19 protein-coding genes and 1 pseudogene are annotated in these 19280 nt (G+C 49.3%); 6 read left to right on the forward strand and 14 right to left on the reverse strand.

The window, feature by feature from the left end:
- Window positions 1-602 precede the first annotated feature (602 nt).
- A complete protein-coding gene (locus FYJ45_RS31090; RefSeq protein ID WP_235930976.1) occupies window positions 603-1046 on the forward strand; it encodes a hypothetical protein in 444 nt (147 codons plus the stop codon).
- 72 nt (window positions 1047-1118) lie between these two features.
- Here FYJ45_RS31090 and FYJ45_RS23190 read toward each other — a convergent pair.
- Window positions 1119-1919: pseudogene (locus tag FYJ45_RS23190) on the reverse strand (ATP-binding cassette domain-containing protein); the annotation flags it as partial.
- Complete coding sequence (locus FYJ45_RS23195) at window positions 1865-2287, reverse strand: hypothetical protein (protein ID WP_154467419.1); 423 nt, start codon at window positions 2285-2287, stop codon at window positions 1865-1867. The gene FYJ45_RS23195 and the pseudogene FYJ45_RS23190, both read right to left, overlap by 55 nt.
- 59 nt (window positions 2288-2346) lie before the next feature.
- Here FYJ45_RS23195 and ptb point away from each other — a divergent pair, with 59 nt between their 5' ends.
- The 3 genes from ptb to FYJ45_RS23210 are packed head-to-tail and all read left to right on the forward strand — an operon-like array spanning window position 2347 to window position 4868.
- Window positions 2347-3336 carry a phosphate butyryltransferase gene (gene ptb, locus FYJ45_RS23200; RefSeq protein WP_276892937.1) on the forward strand — a complete coding sequence of 330 codons (990 nt, stop codon included), beginning with the start codon at window positions 2347-2349 and terminating at the stop codon, window positions 3334-3336.
- A 39-nt stretch (window positions 3337-3375) separates the two neighbouring features.
- On the forward strand, window positions 3376-4443 hold the full coding sequence (gene buk / locus FYJ45_RS23205) for a butyrate kinase (RefSeq protein WP_021640445.1): 1068 nt from the start codon (window positions 3376-3378) through the stop codon (window positions 4441-4443).
- 20 nt (window positions 4444-4463) lie between these two features.
- Window positions 4464-4868: a C-GCAxxG-C-C family protein gene (locus tag FYJ45_RS23210; protein WP_021640444.1), complete on the forward strand. Its 405-nt coding sequence runs from the start codon at window positions 4464-4466 to the stop codon at window positions 4866-4868.
- A gap of 315 nt (window positions 4869-5183) precedes the next feature.
- Here the strand turns inward: FYJ45_RS23210 and FYJ45_RS23215 are convergent, their stop codons facing one another.
- The 3 genes from FYJ45_RS23215 to FYJ45_RS23225 all read right to left on the reverse strand — a co-directional run bounded on the left by FYJ45_RS23215 (window position 5184) and on the right by FYJ45_RS23225 (window position 8510).
- A complete protein-coding gene (locus tag FYJ45_RS23215; RefSeq protein WP_154467421.1) occupies window positions 5184-6302 on the reverse strand; it encodes an acyltransferase family protein in 1119 nt (372 codons plus the stop codon).
- A 232-nt stretch (window positions 6303-6534) separates the two neighbouring features.
- Window positions 6535-7812: a sensor histidine kinase gene (locus FYJ45_RS23220; RefSeq protein WP_154467422.1), complete on the reverse strand. Its 1278-nt coding sequence runs from the start codon at window positions 7810-7812 to the stop codon at window positions 6535-6537.
- Window positions 7809-8510 carry a LytR/AlgR family response regulator transcription factor gene (locus FYJ45_RS23225; protein ID WP_154467423.1) on the reverse strand — a complete coding sequence of 234 codons (702 nt, stop codon included), beginning with the start codon at window positions 8508-8510 and terminating at the stop codon, window positions 7809-7811. Before FYJ45_RS23225 ends, FYJ45_RS23220 begins: the two co-directional genes overlap by 4 nt.
- 240 nt (window positions 8511-8750) lie before the next feature.
- Here FYJ45_RS23225 and FYJ45_RS23230 point away from each other — a divergent pair, with 240 nt between their 5' ends.
- Window positions 8751-9494: an ABC transporter ATP-binding protein gene (locus tag FYJ45_RS23230; protein WP_154467424.1), complete on the forward strand. Its 744-nt coding sequence runs from the start codon at window positions 8751-8753 to the stop codon at window positions 9492-9494.
- 3 nt (window positions 9495-9497) lie between these two features.
- Window positions 9498-11606 (forward strand): FtsX-like permease family protein, encoded by a 2109-nt coding sequence (locus tag FYJ45_RS23235; protein ID WP_154467425.1) that lies wholly within the window; start codon window positions 9498-9500, stop codon window positions 11604-11606.
- Window positions 11607-11704: 98 nt separating this feature from the next.
- On the opposite strand, the gene FYJ45_RS32375 is transcribed toward FYJ45_RS23235, so the two are convergent.
- The 9 genes from FYJ45_RS32375 to FYJ45_RS23270 all read right to left on the reverse strand — a co-directional run bounded on the left by FYJ45_RS32375 (window position 11705) and on the right by FYJ45_RS23270 (window position 19145).
- Window positions 11705-12151, reverse strand: a complete 447-nt coding sequence (locus FYJ45_RS32375) for an ATP-binding cassette domain-containing protein (protein ID WP_330588806.1) — start codon at window positions 12149-12151, stop codon at window positions 11705-11707.
- Window positions 12123-12791 (reverse strand): ATP-binding cassette domain-containing protein, encoded by a 669-nt coding sequence (locus tag FYJ45_RS32380; RefSeq protein ID WP_330588807.1) that lies wholly within the window; start codon window positions 12789-12791, stop codon window positions 12123-12125. Before FYJ45_RS32380 ends, FYJ45_RS32375 begins: the two co-directional genes overlap by 29 nt.
- A gap of 833 nt (window positions 12792-13624) precedes the next feature.
- Window positions 13625-14005, reverse strand: coding sequence for an HD-GYP domain-containing protein (locus tag FYJ45_RS31905; RefSeq protein ID WP_320620769.1), 381 nt, complete (start codon window positions 14003-14005; stop codon window positions 13625-13627).
- Complete coding sequence (locus tag FYJ45_RS23245; RefSeq protein ID WP_320620768.1) at window positions 13962-14792, reverse strand: HD domain-containing protein; 831 nt, start codon at window positions 14790-14792, stop codon at window positions 13962-13964. The genes FYJ45_RS31905 and FYJ45_RS23245 overlap by 44 nt, the downstream gene beginning before the upstream one ends.
- A 59-nt stretch (window positions 14793-14851) precedes the next feature.
- Window positions 14852-15922, reverse strand: a complete 1071-nt coding sequence (mtnA, locus tag FYJ45_RS23250) for an S-methyl-5-thioribose-1-phosphate isomerase (RefSeq protein ID WP_154467440.1) — start codon at window positions 15920-15922, stop codon at window positions 14852-14854.
- Window positions 15923-16069: 147 nt separating this feature from the next.
- The gene (locus tag FYJ45_RS23255; RefSeq protein WP_021640431.1) at window positions 16070-16264 is read right to left on the reverse strand and encodes a hypothetical protein; all 195 of its coding nucleotides are present in this window, start codon (window positions 16262-16264) and stop codon (window positions 16070-16072) included.
- Window positions 16265-16324: 60 nt separating this feature from the next.
- Window positions 16325-16777 carry a Cys-tRNA(Pro) deacylase gene (gene ybaK / locus FYJ45_RS23260; protein WP_408609537.1) on the reverse strand — a complete coding sequence of 151 codons (453 nt, stop codon included), beginning with the start codon at window positions 16775-16777 and terminating at the stop codon, window positions 16325-16327.
- A 279-nt stretch (window positions 16778-17056) separates the two neighbouring features.
- Window positions 17057-17953 carry an Rpn family recombination-promoting nuclease/putative transposase gene (locus FYJ45_RS23265; protein WP_154467427.1) on the reverse strand — a complete coding sequence of 299 codons (897 nt, stop codon included), beginning with the start codon at window positions 17951-17953 and terminating at the stop codon, window positions 17057-17059.
- A 427-nt stretch (window positions 17954-18380) separates the two neighbouring features.
- Window positions 18381-19145 carry an ABC transporter permease gene (locus tag FYJ45_RS23270; RefSeq protein WP_154467428.1) on the reverse strand — a complete coding sequence of 255 codons (765 nt, stop codon included), beginning with the start codon at window positions 19143-19145 and terminating at the stop codon, window positions 18381-18383.
- Window positions 19146-19280: the final 135 nt, after the last annotated feature.

Raw genomic sequence — 19280 nt, forward strand, 5'->3', positions numbered from 1 at the left:
TTTGAATTACATTTTAAAATCCCATGGCAATGGGTTTATTAAGGTTACCCTTTTTTACATCAGCTGCTTGAAAAAAACTTTGTAAACATTTTTCATTTTACCTATTGACATTTCTTAGCTGGACTTCACTTTTTACCATGTTTCAGCGCCGGCTGCCCTGACGCCCTGACCTCCATAGAACATCACCGGACGCCAGGCATCGCCTGCTCTTATCCGCCCTGTCTGCTGCCCGCAGAATTCAACGGATTGATTATGCTCAAATTCTAGCAAACGCCGCCTTCATTAGCAATCAGTATTTAGGTAACCGTTTACTCTGATTTTTGTTTGTTTTATGCATAAGTAAAATGCTATTTTGTCTATTATCAATAGCATTTTTGCTGTTTTTTAACAATCTTTAAAAACTTTGTTTATTTTTAACGAAACTGTTTCCTTCTTTCCCAATTCAAAAGCAATTCCTTCATCTTATATCCCAACTTTTTAAATCATATATCCCGGCCTGTTAAATCATAGCTTGACTTTACCTTCCTTTTATCAGATGATTGGATAATACGAAATCTAAAAATCTTGAATCATCGCCCTCCAATGGGCAGACAGGAGCCGCCATGAAAATACGTCAGGAAACACCCGCAGATTACGCAGAGGTTTATGAGCTTGTAAAAATATCCTTTGCCACCTCAACTTGTCTCCTGTGGTTTTTCAGCAAAGCTGCCGGCTACTGGCGGCCGGCGCTTCTTATCTCCACTGTGGGCGCGCTGATCGCCTGGGCGCTGTTTGCAGACATCCGCTATCTGAAAGCCAACGGCTTCATCCGGGCCGGTATCTGCGTCATTGCCGTAGGCGCGGTCACTGCTTTCGCCAATGATATTATCAGCCTGATTTTAGACGGCACCTATCATCTGAGTGTGTTCCAGGCCAATCTTACCCTTTGGTCGACGAATGCTTTAATTAATGCGAACGTCTGCCTGATTGTTCTGCTTTCCAGCTTTGTCATTAGTGTGCTTCTGCTGCTTGCAGGCTTCCTCCGCAGAGGAAAATCCGCCAGCTAAGCAGCCGGGGGCGGGGACAGCGGAGAAGTGTCCATGTATTTTAAAACACTTCTCCGCCGTCCCCGCCCCTTTTTAGTCCTTTGCCTCCCGGTTCATAAGATACATATAGGCGTCCTCCAGCGTAATCTCCGGCTGCGCACAGTCCAATTCTGGTTTTTCCCCGCCGATGATTTTCACCCGCAGGCCGCTTTCCGTATACTGCTTTGAGGTAATATGGCAGTTCTGTTCCCACATCCGGGCCTCTTCCTCATTCTTAACCGTGCCCACCCAGATATGTCCCTTTGCCATCTGCAGCAGCTCGCTCACCTCTCTCGTATACAGGAATTCCCCCTTTTTCATAACAGTCAGCCGGCTGCAGGCGGCCAGATCCTCCACCACATGGGTGGAAAAAAGCACCGTCCTTTTTTTAGAGAAATCCACCAGCAGGTTCCGGATACGTATCCGCTCCTCCGGATCAAGACCCGTAGTAGGTTCGTCCAAAATCAGGAACTCCGGCTCGTTTAAAAGCGCCTGAACCAGGCCCACACGGCGTTTCATTCCGCCGGACAGCTGCCTCATCTTTTTCTTCTGATGCTCCGCCAGACTTGTTTTTTCTAGATACATGTCAATTCTCTCCCTGCATTCCTTCCGGGGCACGCCGGACAGCTCGCCCAGGTATTCCAGGCATTCCCGGACGGTCAGGTTCGGGTACAGGTTCAGCTCCTAGGGCAGATATCCGATTTTTCGCCGGATTTTCTCATAATTATCTTCACTGTAAGCCAAATCGCCCATCAGCACCGTTCCGGAGGAGGGCTTCAATACAGTAGTCAGCACTCGCATCAGCGTGGTTTTTCCCGCCCCGTTTTCCCCCAAAGCCAGGAAAAGTCCTCCGGGCCATCCAGTTCCCGGAAGGCATAGGCGAAAATATTGAACATTCCCAGACTGTCCCGGAAGACCGGAATTTTGCCGTCCCTAGCGGCCTGTCTGACGAACGCAGCAGACGCAAGTCGCTGCGAGAGGAGTTTCGGCCGCGTTGGCAGAATTCTGGTTTCCCGGAACAGTTTGAAATACCCCGATTTTGAAACTGGATCAGACAACACCCCCATCCCGCCCGGGAAGAAAGACGGCTGGCTGCCGCAGCCTCGGACGGCGGAAAGTACGGCGCCTGCGCTGATGCGTTTCTCCTTGCGGCTGTGGTGACCAAAAGCCTCTCCCGCCTTGACCTTTAGAAATAGAAGTGTTATAATTTTAACAATGGGCATTTTTTATACAGTTTCCGGGGTTCCTGCCGTTTCCGGCATATGGAAGGTAATGGTTCCCCATCTGCCCGCAGCAACACAGATTCCACAATACCATAAAACAATTTCAAATGAGGTGCGAACAAATGAGTACAAGTTTTGACGGACTGATTTCCAAAGTAAAAGAATGCGGCCAGAAGACCGTATCCGTTGCCGTTGCGCAGGACAGCGCAGTTCTGGAAGCGGTAAGGGCGGCCAAGGACCGCGGCATTGCCAACGCCATCCTGGTAGGCGATGAGGAAAAAATCAAAGCAACCGCAGCAGCGGGCGGCATTGACATTTCCGATTTCGAAATTATCAACGAACCCGATGAATGGACTGCTGCCCTGACCGCAGTAAAGCTTGCCCATGACGGCAAGGTGGATATGTACATGAAGGGCCTTCTGGAAACCAAAACCTTCTTAAAGAGTATTCTTGACAAAGAGGTTGGCCTGAGAACCGGAAATCCGCTTTCCCATGTATGCGTATTCGATATCCCCGGCATCGACCAGCTGCTGTTCTTCACCGACGTGGCATTCATGACCTACCCTACGCTGGATGACAAGGTACATATTATTGAAAATACCGTAGAAGTGGCTCATGCCTGCGGCGTTCCCAACCCCAAGGTAGCCCCTCTAGCCGCTGTTGAGGTGGTTAACCCGAAAATGCCCGTAACCGTAGAGGCCGCCGAGCTGACAAAGATGTGCGAGGAAGGAAAGATCACCGGCTGTGTTGTAGACGGACCGCTTTCCCTCGACCTGGCCATTGATCCGGAGGCTGCAAAACACAAAGGGGCAACCGACCGCAAAATCCAGGGTGATGCGGACATTCTGCTGTTCCCCGACATCCATGCAGGAAACCTGGTTTACAAAGCAATTGTGCACATGGTTAATGGTGTAAAGAACGGATGCATCCTTACAGGAACCCAGGTTCCCGCCATCCTTACCAGCCGTTCCGATACCTTTGAAACAAAGGTAAACTCCATCGCCCTGGCTGCCGTAGTTGCGGAAGAGCTGAATAAAAAAAGAGGCTGAGCGGACTAACCGCTTCATAAAAGAAAAGGAGAAAACCCTATGTCTTATAAGAGCTTAATTATCAATCCCGGTTCCACCTCAACCAAAATCGGTGTTTTTGAGGACGAAACCCTTCTTTTTGAAGAAACCTTAAGACACCCCACTGAAGAAATCTCAAAGTACGCCACCATCATCGACCAGAAGGATTTCCGTAAGGAAATTATCACGGACCTCCTGAAGGAGAAGAACTTCGACATCCATTCCCTGGATTTCATCGTAGGGCGCGGCGGACTGCTTAAGCCCATCCCGGGCGGCACCTACAAGGTGAGCGACGATCTGCTTAACGATCTGAAAATCGGCTATCAGGGACAGCATGCTTCCAACCTGGGCGGTATCCTGGCAAGGGAAATCGGCGATTCCATCGGCGTTCCTTCCTTTATCGTTGACCCGGTTGTTGTAGATGAGCTGGAGCCTGTTGCCAGATATTCAGGATGCCCCGAGCTTCCCAGAAGAAGTATCTTCCATGCCCTGAACCAGAAGGCTGTTGCCAGAAGATACGCCAAGGAATCAGGCATCCCCTACGAACAGCTGAACCTGATCGTGGTGCATATGGGCGGCGGCTGCTCCGTAGGCGCACACAGAGGCGGCAAAATTGTTGACGTAAACAACATCCTCGACGGTGAAGGCGCATTCTCTCCCGAACGCGCAGGCACCGTACCCGCCGGTGATCTGGTGAAATTATGCTTCTCCGGCAAATATACGGAAAAAGAAATTTACAAAAAGCTGGTTGGCGGCGGCGGCTTCAACGGCTATGTGGGAACCAATGACGCCCGCATCGTGGAAGACAAAGCGCTGGAAGGCGTACCGGAATACGCAGCCGTGCTGGATGCATTCCATTATCAGATGGCAAAGGATATCGGCGCCATGGCCACCGTCCTTAACGGCAAGGTTGACAAGATCATCCTTACAGGCGGCATCGCTTATTCCAAGGTAACCTGTGAAGATCTGAAAAAGCGCGTAGGCTGGATTGCCGACTTTGTAATCTATCCCGGCGAGGATGAGCTTCTTGCCCTGGCGCAGGGCGGACTTCGTGTGATGAAGGGTGAAGAGGAAGCAAAGGCTTATTAATTACGGAAACTGGAGCTGACATGACGAAAAAAGAACTGGCGATTGCCAATCATGATAAGAAATACAATTGCTGTCAGGCTGTTGCCTGTTCCTTCTGTAAGGAAATCGGCGTGGACGAGGAAACCCTCTTCCGTGCCGGTGAAGCCTTCGGGCTGGGCATGGGCTGCATGGACGGCACCTGCGGCGCCGTTTCAGGAGCCGTAATGCTGGCAGGCTTTAAGAACAGCGATGGCTGCCTGGCAAATCCCGGGACCAAAGCAGACACCTATAAGCTTTCCCGCGAAATCCTGAAACGCTTTGAAGAGAAGAACGGCACTATCATATGCCGTGAACTGAAGGGCATTGACACAGGAAAGGTTATCCGCACCTGCCCCGGCTGCATTGAAGATGCAGTGGAAATCGCGCAGGAGGTTCTGGAACTGTAGACTTTCAGGAACCAGAATACTTTTTTCCTCCTGCAATCGCAGGGAAACACAGAAAAAGAGGTAACAGTTCAGGCAGGTTTGCGCATTCACTGCACAAACCGTGAGAAAACGTAGTGGCAGCAGGCATCCGCCCCTCGCCGAAGGCGACTTTTAATGGGCGGATGCAGTAACAGTTTGGCCGAAAGCCGAACTGTTACAAAAAGAGAAGTCGGAAGGATATATCATCTTCCGGCTTCTCTTTTTATTTTGCCATATAAGAAAAACTGATGAAAAGCAGCAGTTCTTCCGTAATTTCATCACGGCATAGTTTTTATTTCATCCCGGCATCGTATTTTTCTTCAGCCGCTTTCGGCCGCTGCGCCTGAAATCCTCCCGGTTCCACCGAAACAATGGCGACAGGAAGTTAACCAGCGGCTTCCAGGACAGAAACGCCACAAGCACAACGCTTAATATCAGCGCCGCAGCTTCATCATGCTCCACAAATTTAAAAAACTTAATCTTGCTCAGGAATTTAATCACAAAGCCGTGAAGCAGATACACCGGCATGGTGTTCGCCCCGATATAGGAAAGAAACGGTATTTTCGCCGCCGGCATACTCAGCAGGAAAAATAAAAGCCACATCAGCGCAGCGCCGATGCTCAGCACACGGAACTGCCAGCCGTAATTTCCTTTTTTATAAGAAACGGAGCCGTAAAGCCACGCGGAATTGATATCCTCCGCATGCCGGCTGATAAACCAGACAAGCAGCCCAATCAACACCAGCAGCCCGGCCATCAGAAAAGCCCTGAGCATGGCCTTTCCCCGCGCCCCGGTAAGGACGGACAGCCTTCTATGCTTCCTCAGATGCTCCGAAACCGTTTCCTTCACACCGTTCTTCAGTTCTTTATAATATACGCCCAGCAGGAAATAAGGGAAAAACTCCACAATCCTGGAGGCCGACAGATAATATCCCGCCTTATCATCAAAGCCGATGAGCACACTGGCGGCCCCGGCCGCTATGAGCATGACGGCCTTCCTGCCCAGGCTGCCGCCCTGCACCAGCGGAAGCACCAGATTCCACACGATGATGGCGAACAGATACCACAGCAGCCAGTACGGCGTGGTATACTGCATATCCGCATCCTTCTCCAGCACCTGATTTACGAAAATCACATAAAGGGTCTGGAAAACCAGATAAGGATATATCATATTCTTCTTGATTTTATCCGGATTATATCTGGCAAACACTCCGGATACGAAAGCAAACAGCGGCATATGGAAGGAATAGATGACCAGATAAAGGATCCGGTTCCCCGAATCTTTACCCATAAACAGCTCCAGCATATGTCCTAATACAACTGCAAAAATGAGCAGGCATTTCAAATTATCCATCTGGTAATTCCGCGCTCTCCCGATTCCTCCGGCAGCGCAGGAGCTTACCTCATTCTGTCTCATGTCAGGCACCTCTCTTAAGCCACGCTAAACTATGTCAAATGCCCCTTCCCCCAAAAACCTTTTAACCTCACCAACTATATTACTTTTTCCCGGATTTGTCCATACTAAAATTTCTTAATAATACTTAAGACTTTGTGAAATTTGCAGCTGTCCGGGTAACAGAAGAGTTACCGGGCTTTATCCTTTTGTGAATTCCAAAAGCGCTGCCCCGGCCCGGAAATCTCCCAGTCCCCTAAACAAGGCCGCCTATCCAGATGGTTACGCGGAAGGCATTGGCAGCCGGTGTGATGTCCATATGGCCGCCGTAGCTTTCTACTACGTCACGGACGGATCGGAGGCCGTAGCCATGGTTTTCTTTATCAGGCTTGGTGGTGAGAAGTCCGGCTTTGGATTCCGCCAGTTCCCCGGTCCTGCTGTTTTCCACCTCGATGCAGAGCGATTCCCCGGTGTAGCGGGCCTTGAGGGAAATGCGGCGGGCTTCCCTGTCGGGGACCTTCTGCGCCGCTTCTATGGCATTGTCCAGAAGGTTGGCGAAAATGGTGCACAGGCTTACGTCATCCATGGCGAGTAGGTTATCCAGCTCGATATTGACGAAGCAGTCTATATTTTTTTCCAGCGCCAGGTTATATTTTGCGTTGATTACCGCGTTGACCAGGCTGTTTTCACAGAATTTGCGGTTTCGGGCCGCTGCGGTGATATTCAGCTCTTTAAAATAGGCAAGCGCCTTGTCGTATTCCTTTTCCTCCAGGAAGGAGCCGATAACACCCAGGTGGTTGTTCATGTCGTGGCGGAGCTTGCGGACCGCCAGCTGGTTTTTTTCCAGCTCCTCATAGTATGCCTGGCGCACCTTCATGTTTTCCATTTCCATATCCCTGCGGATGGTTTCACCGATATAGGCCGCCAGCCAGATACAGCCCAGGCTTGTCACCACACAGGCCAGGCAGGATGGATAGGTGAGCCAGGCATCTTTATGGCTTATTGTGGAAATCAGGGTGATGCTGCCTGCAAATGCCGCGGCGCATACGATATCCATGAGCAGCCACATCCGATCCGTCATCATTTTTATGGAATGGGCGGCCTTTTTACGGAAGGCAAAGTAAATCCCCATCCATATCAGATCCCGCAAAAGCATGGAAAAAGCGTTCAGCGCAGCATCCCAAAAAGGGGTCTGCGGCGTCAGCCGGAAGAAAACGATTCCGGTGGCATCCAGGGTCACAAAATTGGCGGATACAATGATGGGATACAGGAGGAGTACCACCGACAGCCGCCGCACAACGCTTCCTTCAAAGCAGATGAGCAGCACCATGGCAAATAAAACGAGCATCCCGAAAACGTTAAACGGGTCCTCCGGAAAAACCACCGTACAGCCCACAATCCAAACCCCTGCAATGGCGGCCGCCTTTTGCAGGAGTCCCTGCTTCAGCTTCAGGAAGCAAAGAAGGAAGCGGAAAATAAAGGATACATATATGATTGACAATACAAAGATTATCAGATTTTTTGAAACCATCATTTCAGCATAAACCTCGCAAAAGCCGCCGCCGTTTCCTGGCTGCAGGAACGGCTGACCGGTATTTTCTCTCCTTCACAATACAGTGCCGCGCTTTCCAGCTTCGTCACATAATTCAGGTTCACCAGATATCTGTTGTGGCAGCGGACAAAAAAGTCAGGCAGCTCTTCTTCCACTTCGCCCAGCTTCCCGTAAAAAGAGATTCTCTCCCCTTCCGCCGCTGCCGCTATCTTTCTTCCCTCGCTGACAAAATATCTGACCTGTCCCAGCGCAAGACGCAGGGTGCCGGACTTCTGCTCCACCGTAAAATATTTCTCCGTACTGATTTCCAGTTCCTTCAGCGCATCCCGCAGAACCTCTTTTATCTTTTTTTCCTGGTACGGCTTTAATATGTAGTTCAGTGCCCTGACCTCATAGCCATGGAATACAAAATCAGGATAGGAGGTCACAAATATTATTACCGCGGGCTGTCCGTTTTTCCGGAGCGTCCTGGCTGCCTCCATGCCGTTCATGCCGCCCATTTCAATATCCAGGAAAATAATATCCGCATTCCTTTCCCTGATGCCCCGAAGAAGCGCCTCTCCGCTTTCATATTCGGTCAGGCCGAACTCCACGCCGTCAAGCGCAAGCTCTTTTTCTATCACATGGCGCAGATCCAACCTCAGTTTTTTTTCGTCATCGCAAATCGCAATTTCCAGCATTCCGTTACAGCTCCATTTCTTCCTTTTTCCAATTCAGGCACGCCACGGCCGCCCTTCCGATTTCAGGCGGCGCGCCAAAGCCGTATCCAGTATAACATATTCCTTATTTCCCGTGAATCACCGAACTTTACAAAATATCTCCCAAACATTACCCTGCCTCCCGTGGGAAACAGGCTCCTTTTCCCCTACAATAGAAGCATAAACACCGGACACAGCCCGGAAGAAAGAGAGGAATCAAACATGCTGTACGTAAATCATTTATATAAAAGCTATCACACCGGCTCCGCCACCTATGAGGTGTTAAAGGACGTTAACCTCACCGTTGAAAAAGGCGAGTTCGTGGCTGTCATGGGGCCCTCGGGAAGCGGCAAAACCACATTGCTCAACTGCATCTCCTGTTTTATCCCCCATGATTCCGGAGAAATCCTGCTGAACGGCACGCCGCTGGAGAATCTGGATGAAGCACGGCTGGCGCAGGTAAGAAGCAAAAATCTGGGCTTTGTATTTCAGGATTTCTGCCTGCTGGACGGCCTGACGGTATTTGAAAACATCTGTATTCCCAAAATCATTCTTCATTCTCCTTATAAGCCCATGGAGGCAAAGGCCCAAAACCTGATGGAGCTGTTTGATATCACCGATATCGCGGACAAATATCCTGCTGAGATTTCAGGAGGGCAGAAGCAGCGCACCGCCGTTGCCAGGGCATTGATGAACCATCCGGATCTGATTCTGGCGGATGAGCCTACCGGCAACCTTGACAGCCGTTCCGGCGCCGCCGTCATCGGCGCATTCCGGGAAGCCAAAGAGAAACTGGACGCCACAATTTTCATGGTCACACATGACAGCTTCTCCGCCAGCCACTGTGACCGGGTTCTTCTGATGCGGGACGGCCAGGTGCAGAAGGAACTGAAACGCCAGGGCAGCCGCCGGGAATTCATGGATATACTGCTTGATGAACTGAAACAACTCAATGAAAGGATGTAAATCATGACACTGCATACCATTTTCCAACATCTCCGTAAAAATAATCCCGGCGAATACAGGCTGTTTCTTGGCTGCAATACCTTCGCCATTCTCCTTATTTCCTCTTTCCTGGCAGTTCTCACCAGCCTGCTGGTGCAAAGTGTCCTGCCGGAGGGCGGGGACTCCCGCAAGCAGGTTTACATCATATTTGCGGCGGCGCTCCTTGGCTGTTTTCTTTTTACCATTTATTCCTCATCCCTGTTTCTGCGTTATAAAAGCCGGGAAACAGGAATCCTGACCGCCATGGGGCTTCCCCGGAAAACCTATATGCGCTCACTGTCACGGGAGCTTCTTTCCCTCCTTGCCCTGTGCGCCGTCTGCGGAACTGCCGCCGGACAGCTTCTGTCCTTTATCGTCTGGCTCTGTTTTCTCCCGCTGGTAAAACAGTCCACCGGCGCCGCTTTCTCCATTTCAGCCCGGGGCCTGTTATATACTCTGCTCTTCGTAATTCTCATCGCCGTGTCCCTGTTTATCCAGGCCAACCTGTTTATGAAGCGCAGCAATGTGATCGAAATTATTCAGGAACAGCACAGAAGCGAGCCGCTGAAAAAAACAGTCACCCCCGGATATCTGCTTTCCGGCTGCATACTTCTTGTATCGGGACTGTTTCTTGCGCTCTGCCTTTCGCCCCTTTCACTTCGTTTATTCCATAGAAGCCTGGGAAGCCTGCCCTCTGTTTTTTTCCTGCCTGCCTTCCTGGGAATTTACCGGATTCTGGTGTACTCCATTTCCTGCCATAAAAAGGGAGCGCGGCCCCAGCACTACTATAACCATATCATTTCCTACAACATGATGAAATTCCTGGGCGCGCAGATGGTGCGCAGCATGTGTATCATTACCCTGCTGCTGTTCTGCGGTCTGTTCGGCGCCTTCTATGTCCCCACGCTTATGACAGGTCTGAATAACTTCAATGCACAGAATCCGGAGGATGTATCCTTCTTTTATCCGGCGGATTCCGGGGAGCTGACAAAGGAAGAAATTTACCATATTGCCGGGGATTTAGGCGTAACCATTACGGCTTATCATGAACTGACCTTCCTGAATCTTATCGGCAGCTCTGTGGACAGAGATTACAATGATCAGGGTTACCTCATTGAAACCTACATGGAAAAATTCGGATACATGCAGTTTCTCAGTGAAAGCGCCTACAATGCCTATACCGGGGAAGCTGTCCGGGTTCAGCCCGGCACCTACCTGCTGCTTACCCATCCGGATGCCGCTGAAACAATCTGGGCACATTTTGACGACCTGGATCAGATTACGGATTTGAATGGAAATGCCCACCCTGTTTCCTTTGCGGGAACGCTTGTCTGCCATCAGCTGGTAGTGGGCCGAGGTTCTGACACCCAGGCAAGATACGTTCTCAGTGATTCTGATTACGCCATGCTGTCGGAAGGCGCTGTCGATAAAAACAAGACGAAACAGGTACTGTTTCAAACGGCGGATGCGGAGAATTCCTATGCCTTCGCCAGGGAGCTTTACCGTGCCTTTTCCGAGCGTGCAAGCTCTGAAATGCTTGTTTTAGGGAATTATGATCCCTATCAGCATGAGCAGGCGCGCAGCCAGGGAAAAGAGTACGGTTATGACAGAACGGTCACACTTTATCCGGAGCAGCCCGAAAGGGATTTTGATTGGAAATACGCACCTTATTTTAAAAAACTTGAACAAAAAATCTCTTTTGTCCGTCATGCTGTGTTTTTCCTTCTCTTTTTATATGTTGCCATTATCTGCCTGGCTGCCGCCGTCATCATTGCCTACACCAGAAGCCTTACCCTGGGTCAGTCCGAAAGGCTGGTGTTCCGGGATCTGAGCCAGCTTGGCGCGAATGCGGCTTTTCTTCGGGGCTGTCTTTCCTCTCAGCTTCGCAGGCTCTTCCTCCTTCCTTCCGTAATTGGTATATTGTCAGCTTACCTCTTTGATTTCTTTGTTATGTACACCAATGACGGCCATATTACCTCCGCGGAAGCTATGGCGCTTACCATCAATGGAAGCATCTGCCTGACCGCTGCACTGATGCTGGCTGCCGCATATGGCTATTCCGTAAAAAAAGCCTGCCGGGCCGCAGGATGTTAAATCCCGCGGCATCCACTCCCGCAGCGACTGTATTACAGCTTTGCAGCTTATTCGTTTATTATAATTTTGTATCTGTCCAGGACGGCACATGATTTTGATTATTCCCTGAGGCACACCTGCTCCAGGGATATGATTTTATCAGCGAAGTCCTGGTAAAATTTTTCTTCATGGGACACCAGAATCACGGTTCCCTCATACTTCTCCAGAGCCTCCTTCAACGCCTCCTTTGCCAGATCATCCAGGTGGTTGGTAGGCTCGTCAAGGATCAACAGGTTCGCGGGCTGAAGCGTCAGCCTGCACAGCTTGACCTTGGCCTGTTCCCCGCCGCTTAAGGTAGAAAGGCTCTGCCCCGCCTTTTTGCTGTCTATTCCGCATCCGGCCAGATGTCTTCTGGCCTCTTTTTCCGTAAGCTGAGGAAACCAGGAACGGATTGCGGCAAGCGGCGTCTGTTCCGGCGTATCCCAGGAAAATTCCTGTTCATAGTAGCCGGTCTGTACGGCCTCCGATATACTGAAATTACCGTCCAGGGCCTGCAGCTGCCCCACCAGCGTCTTTAAAAGCGTGGATTTGCCGATGCCGTTGAAGCCTGTAAGACAGCCACCGGATATGCTCCTTGTCCAGAAAGTTCGTGGGTTCATCCAGCAGCAGTACATCCGGATCCTCCAGCAGAAGCTTGGAAAGAATCACCTTGGCCCGCTGGCCCCCGCTTAAATTCCCCAGTTGTTTATCCATACCAATGGCTGTCAGCCCCAGCCCCTCCGCAATCCGCATTATCCGGTATTCAATGGAATAAAAATCCGCGGCTTCCAGCTGCTGCTGGTATTTTTCCGCTTTTTTCAGCGCCTCCTCTTCTCCGGCCGAATAGCGTTGATAAGCCTGTACCATCTCCTTCTCCTTTTCAAAAAGCGCCGAAAAAGATGCCTGCATATACTCCAGCACGGTCTGCTGCGCATCCGCCGCGGCATGCTGATCCAAGTAGTCACGGCTGATTCCCGGCTGCCACCTGATCTGTCCCTCATCCGGTATGGTATTTCCGGTACAGATATTGATAAAAGTGCTTTTCCCCACGCCGTTAGCTCCTACGATTCCCACATGCTCTCCTTTGAACAGGGAGAATTCCGCATTTTTATATAAACATTTGTCACCATAGCTCAGTGACAGCTCCGTAATATCAAGTAAGCTCATAATCTGTCATTCCTCTCTTTTTGTGCCTGCCGCAGATATTTCCAATGCTTTTCCCGGCGTTTTACGCCCATCGCATTCTGCGTCCATACAAATATTTCTATCAAAAAAGGCCCTGCATTCCTGCAAAGCCCTTCCGCATTACATCCGCTTCCATGCACAGATGTCCTCAGGCATTCTTCTCCGGCATTGTTGCCGCAGGAAGGCCTGTGGTGTGCACAGATACGGAAAGGCCGCAGACAAAACATTGTCCGCGGCCTCTCATATATCACCTACAACAGCGCTCCGTAAAAAAGGAGCGGCACGGGAATCTTCGGAGAAAACCGGTACACAAACCAGACACACGCCGCCCCATATTCCAGGGCATACCGTGTGTATACTGCTGCGTCTGTTCCGTTTCTTCCGATGAACCGTTACTGCCTAATGATTAACCTCTGTACAATGTTTCATCGGTTCCAGTTGTACAGAGTTGATTCGCCTTGTAATCTTATCGGTTTCTGCTGTAAGTGTCATTGGTAATCTCCTTTTCCCGCCGCTGCAAAAATCTGACAGTATAAAATCCGTTACTGTATGCGGCCCGGAATTTTTAACATCCTATCACAGCGCTTTCCATCTGTCAAGCAGTAACAGTTCTGCCTTCGGCCGAACTGTTACTGCTTCCGCCCATGAAAAGTCGCCTTCGGCGAGGGGCGGATGCCTGCCGCCGCCATGCTTTCTCACGGTCTGCGCAGTAAATGCACAGACCTGCCTCAACTGTTACGTCAAGCATCGTTAGCAGCTGTTGCCCGATTATGATGTCGGCCATTCCAGTCTCCCTCCATATAGCCGGCAAATTCCTAATATTCCCTCTGGATATCCTGATACATATCCATAATCGGCTGGCAACGCACTCCTGTTTTTCCCATGATATCGTCAAAATTATCCGTCATAACATCCACAATGCTGCCGTCAATGAGGCCGTCCTCTTTCATCTTGCCGATGATTCCCACAATACGCTCCCTGGAAAAGGCCTCCTTGTAGCTTCTTGTCCCTGCAAGCGCACTGACGATATCTGCGACAGCCACAATTCTTTCCTCCAGGCTGAGAACCATGGCCGTCAGTCCCAGGGGATAGCCGGAGTCGTCCAGCTTTTCGTGGTGCCTCATGGCAATTTTCCGTATTTTTTCTTCCACATCAGGGCCCAGGATCAGGCCGGTAAGCTCCACATGGGTGCGCATAATCCGCCATGGCCTGAGGGCTCAGCTTCCCGGGGAATTCCAGGCTTTCCACAGGGATTCCGATTTTTCTCAGATCATGAAGCAGGGAGCCGAAATAAATATCACTCAGTGCCCTGCCCTTAAGCCCCATCCTCTTTGCAAGTTCATAGCTGATGCTGGTCGTGGTCATGGTATGGGTCACGGTATGCCTGCTTCTGAAATCAATGGTATAAATCACCATGTCCAGATATTTTCTTATCTCTTCCTTTGTGAAGGGAACCTTCCAGATTTTTTCCCATAGTTCAGCTTCCCAGGCTTCCCTTTCGGAGGAAAGCTCCAGGAAATCCTCCGCCAGCACAATATCCGCTATTTCAGGAGAATATCTCACTCCCCGTCCGGCCAGAAGGCGTCGTGCAAATTCCTGATAGCTGCAGCCTTCTTCCTCCAGGCACACATCCGCCCGGTCCGCTATATACATGATCTGGGTAAGCCTCTTATTTTCCGGGCTGACGCCGGGCAGCTCCTGCAGCCTGCTCCAGGTGGTATGATGGAACAGGACCCCCGGAGCCACTTCCTGCAAAGGCGTAAAATACTTAATGAACAGATAACCATAAATGGAGTGTTCCTGCATATTTCTGGTTTCAAATTCCAGCATCCGGCTGATTTCTTCCGTTTTATAAGCGCCGATATCATGGTACAGAGCCAGGATGCAGATATCCCGCATTTCCTTTTCCGTATAGCCGCCCAGCCTGGCGAGTATCCTGGATACGATACAGGCCACCCGGAACCCGTAGCCTGGCATCCACATAATTACAGGCGCGGCGGACTATTCCCAGCACGCCCCTGTTGTCAATATAATTACCATATTCAATCATATTCCGCATTTTCTTTTCTTGCAAAAATTTCACGGAAGGATTCCTCATAGGGCTCCCGCGCAATGCCATATTCCGTTACGATTCCTGCAATCAGGCTGTGATCCGTCACATCGAATGCAGGATTATATACCTTTACGCCCTCCGGCGCCATGCGTTCCCGATACCACATCTGTGTGACTTCCTCTGCAGGGCGTTCTTCAATATGAATATCCGCGCCTGTAGCCGTATTCATATCAATGGTAGAGGTAGGTGCGCAGATATAGATAGGCACGTTATAATAATTCGCAGCAATCGCCACCGAAGAAGTGCCTATTTTATTAGCGGTATCACCGTTACGGGCCACTCTGTCACAGCCTACGAAAACAGCGTCCACCCAGCCGTTTTTCATTACGGTGGCCGCCATATTATCACAGATCAGGGTCACATCCACACCTGAGGAATGCAGCTCATAGCTGGTCAGCCTTGCCCCCTGCAGCAGCGGCCGGGTCTCATCCGCAAAAACACGGAAGTGATAGCCTCTTTCCTCTCCCAGATAAATAGGCGCTGTGGCGGTTCCGTATTTGCTTGTGGCCAGCTGTCCCGCATTGCAGTGGGTGAGGATGCCGTCGCCGGGCTTCACAAGGGTAAGGCCGAATTCCCCTATGGTTTTGCATACCCGGATATCCTCTGCCTTGATGGCATCCGCTTCCGTTTTCAGAAGCCGCTTGATTTCTTCCACCGATTTATCCCCATTGTCTGTCACAATTTTTTCCATACGCTTCAGCGCCCAGGACAGATTTACCGCGGTGGGGCGGGACGAATCAAGGTATTCCTTCTGTTTTCTGAATTCGGCAAGAAAAGTGCTGTAATCCGCCGTATCTATCTGCTTGGCCAAAAGGTAAATGCCGAAAGCCGCCGCCACGCCAATGGCCGGGGCGCCGCGTACCTTCAGAAGATAAATGGCATCCCACATTTCCTGTGCAGTTTTCAGACGGATAATCTCCGTTTTTCCCGGCAGCTTTGTCTGATCTATGATGACAAGAGCGTCATCCTTATCATCCAGCTCTACCGTTTCGTACTCCATGATATTTTTATTCTCACTCAACTGTGTTACCTCCTTGTATTGCGGAGCAAAATGCCAGCCCTCTGACAAGCAGAGGATTTTCCTCCGCTTAATGCATACAGGGCTTGATGCTCCGTCATCCTTCCGCTTATCAGGCAGGATGCCCTGTCAGCTTTTTCCGGGAAACTTGACTTCAGACAGAAGGCCCCGAAGGGTCATCCCTTTTGCTTCCAGTGTTTCGTTCACCGCCGTTGCCGCAAATATCAGGAAAAAAATTCCCACAATAAGAAAATCCAGTTTTTTGGATATCTTCTTTTCCCAGACCTTCAGCTTATCTTCCCTGGTTTTCGCTTTCTTTGCCACTGCATTTCCTCCTTTCAGGATTCTCCGGACGCTGTCCGATACTTCGTCCGCCGTACAGTCTCAGTCAACAATAATATCCGCAAATTCCGCTGCCGCCGCTTTTGCCAGATCTGCCGGATCCAGTTCAATCTGGGAACCGATGCGGCCTCCACTTACAATTACGGAAGGCAGGGACTGCGCGCTTTTTTCTATCAGTGTTTTATACTGTTTCTTCATCCCCACTGCGGTGCAGCCGCCGCGGATGTATCCTGTAACGGTATTGATATCCTTTACATGGAGCATTGCCACGGATTTCTGGCCCGCAGCCCTGGCCGCCTTCTTCAAATCCAGCTCCGTTTCTATGGGTATCACGAATACAAAATATTCTTTGGACGGGCTTTGGGTAACCAGAGTCTTGTATACCTTTTCATGAGGAAGGTCCAGCATATCCGCAACCTGTATACCATCAATAAATTCGCCGCATTCATAGGTGTAGTGGGTATAGGGGATTTTCATTCGGTCCAGAATGCGCATGGCATTGGTTTTTATTTCTTTTTGTTTTGCCAATTCCGCCACCTCTTTCGTGTTTGTACCTGGTCATTATAGCATATCGGCGTTTGGACGTATACTGTGAAATGTGGAGGATGAAGGGAACGCAAAGAAATGGGATAACCGCTAAGTTTTCTCAGCTGTTACTAAGTGGCCGGAAAAGAGAAAAAGATCCGGAGAAACTGCCTTCCAGTCTCTTCGGATTCTCTTTATTACAGGGAATGTAAAACAGCATATCTTATTTGTTAGTTGCTATTGTTCTTCCTAATTCTTTGCTTTTTCCTCCATGAAACTGCGTAGTTCTTCTTCCGCAGCTTCCCGGGTCAGCGAAAAGTTCTTCTGAAGCTTTTCACAAATGCGTTTTTCTTCCACACCCTCTTCCAGATTATCCTGTACCATTGCACGGATTCCCTGTTTAAGCCCTTCCTGAAGCCCTTCCTGAAGCCCTTCCTGCCTGCCCTTTTCAATTCCAATCTCAAGAATATTCATCTTTACAGCCTCCCATTCTTCCGATTGCTTCACTTCATTTACAATTTCATCCAACGTGACAATCCGTCTATCCTTTACTATGATTTCAGGATTATCAATCGTCGTATTTTTCATATACTGCAGCAGGCTTATCAGCTCAGGACGGCCATTCCTGCTGGTCATATTCAGGAATATTTTCTTCGTGCCGTCATCCAGCGGCAAATCGGAAATCTCTTCACACTGTTCAGTAAATGTGTATTCAGCCAAATCCCGTCCAAAAATATCCTCCTGCGTAATGAAAATGATAATAGTCGATGGCAAATGCTTATATTTTGTCATCTTTCCTGATTTTAAAACCGGAGTATCCAGCAAACCCTGATAAAATCTTGCCCTTCGCCTGACATCATCCGTTTCGGTTTCATTCTGCATTTCCGTATTAATACGGCGATCAAGCGTATCCCGTGCCCAGGCATCCAGCCGGATAGCCCGTTTCCCGCTTTTGTTAAGTACTACCTGCTCCACCTCTACCTCAGCCAGCTTCAGCTCCGGTTCATCCAGAATAATACTCAGGGTGCATTCATAGGCCGTCTTGTTCTTCATCACGGATAAAAACAAAGCGAAATCACTCAGGTTAAACTGATAGTTCCGGGGCAGCAATTGGGTAGAAGTATCCCCTGTTGTTATAAGGTTCATAGGCATTCCTCTCTTTCTTTTTCCGCAGAGAGAACCATGCCTTTTGCTCTCCCTGCTTATTCATTTGTCAGCAAGGAGTTCATGCATTATCACGCATACGTAACCGGGATGTATCTTCCTCATGGCCCGGACAATCTATCTGCCGTTCCTATGGGATTTTCCTCGGCATATGCATTCATGCACACGCGAAACTGCGTGCAGATACCGGCCTGTCAGCGGAATCGCTGAGACAGTACGGCATAGAATCTTAAAAGATGAACAGATATGTTGAATTCATTGCTTGATCCGATTGTAGCATACAGAAATTTATAACGCAATAATATCATATAATATTTTAATAAACATTTTTTGTTGCCAGGAAATTTCCCCGGCGATTTTCCCTTTAAACACAATGCAGCAAGGCTTGGCTAATAATTTACCGCTATGCTTATTTACGGTTGAATGTCCGCATTGACACAGCAAAACACACAACACTTAATACTATGCACCATGTAAGTGCCAGCATTAAACTATTCTCCAAAGGCAAATCAAGGGTCAGGGCTCTCAAGCTGTCAATCATCGGTGTCATAGGCTGTATCGAAGCAAACCTGCCAATACCTCTTGGCATAGTGTCAACAGGAGCAAATCCCGAACTCGTAAAAGGTAAAATAAAAAGGGGGAACAATAGTCCTGTTGCCCCTTCTGCCGACTTTGAAATCGTCCCACAAAGTACAGCGATCAGCGTAAATGTAATATTTATCAGCAAAAGGAGCACTATAACCAAAACCCAATCCACAAACCCTGCTTGCCGCCTAAAGCCAAGAATGGGAGCCGTTGCCATAATAACAATGTTTGAAATAATCCCCCGCATCACTCCAGCCCCTGTATGGCCAATCAACACAGCAAATTTTGAAACAGACATACAGCGAAAGCGGTCTATGATACCCTTTGTCATATCCGCTGCAACATTCATTGCCGAATATTGAAAGGCCTGGGCAATGCTTTGAAAAATAATTCCCGGCACAATAAAATCAATATAATTATAATCCCCCACATCGGATATGCTGGCAAAGACCGTGCCAAATAAAAGAATTAAGAAAAATGGTATCAGCGTTGCCGTCAGGAGTGTTTCAGGATTCCGCAATGATATAATTAAACAGCGTTTGAACATAACCCATGAATCAGGGAATATATTTCTACTAAATTTTTTCATGTTGATTTTTCTTCTTTTTTTCATCAATCAGTGTTAAAAATACATCTTCTAATGAGGGCAGGTTTTGTTCTATACTGTCGGCAGAAATTCCATTTTCATTTAAGAGCTTTATCGCTGAACTGGCTTTAACCTCAT

Source organism: Eisenbergiella porci, from assembly GCF_009696275.1.
In the GTDB taxonomy this organism is placed as follows: domain Bacteria; phylum Bacillota; class Clostridia; order Lachnospirales; family Lachnospiraceae; genus Eisenbergiella; species Eisenbergiella porci.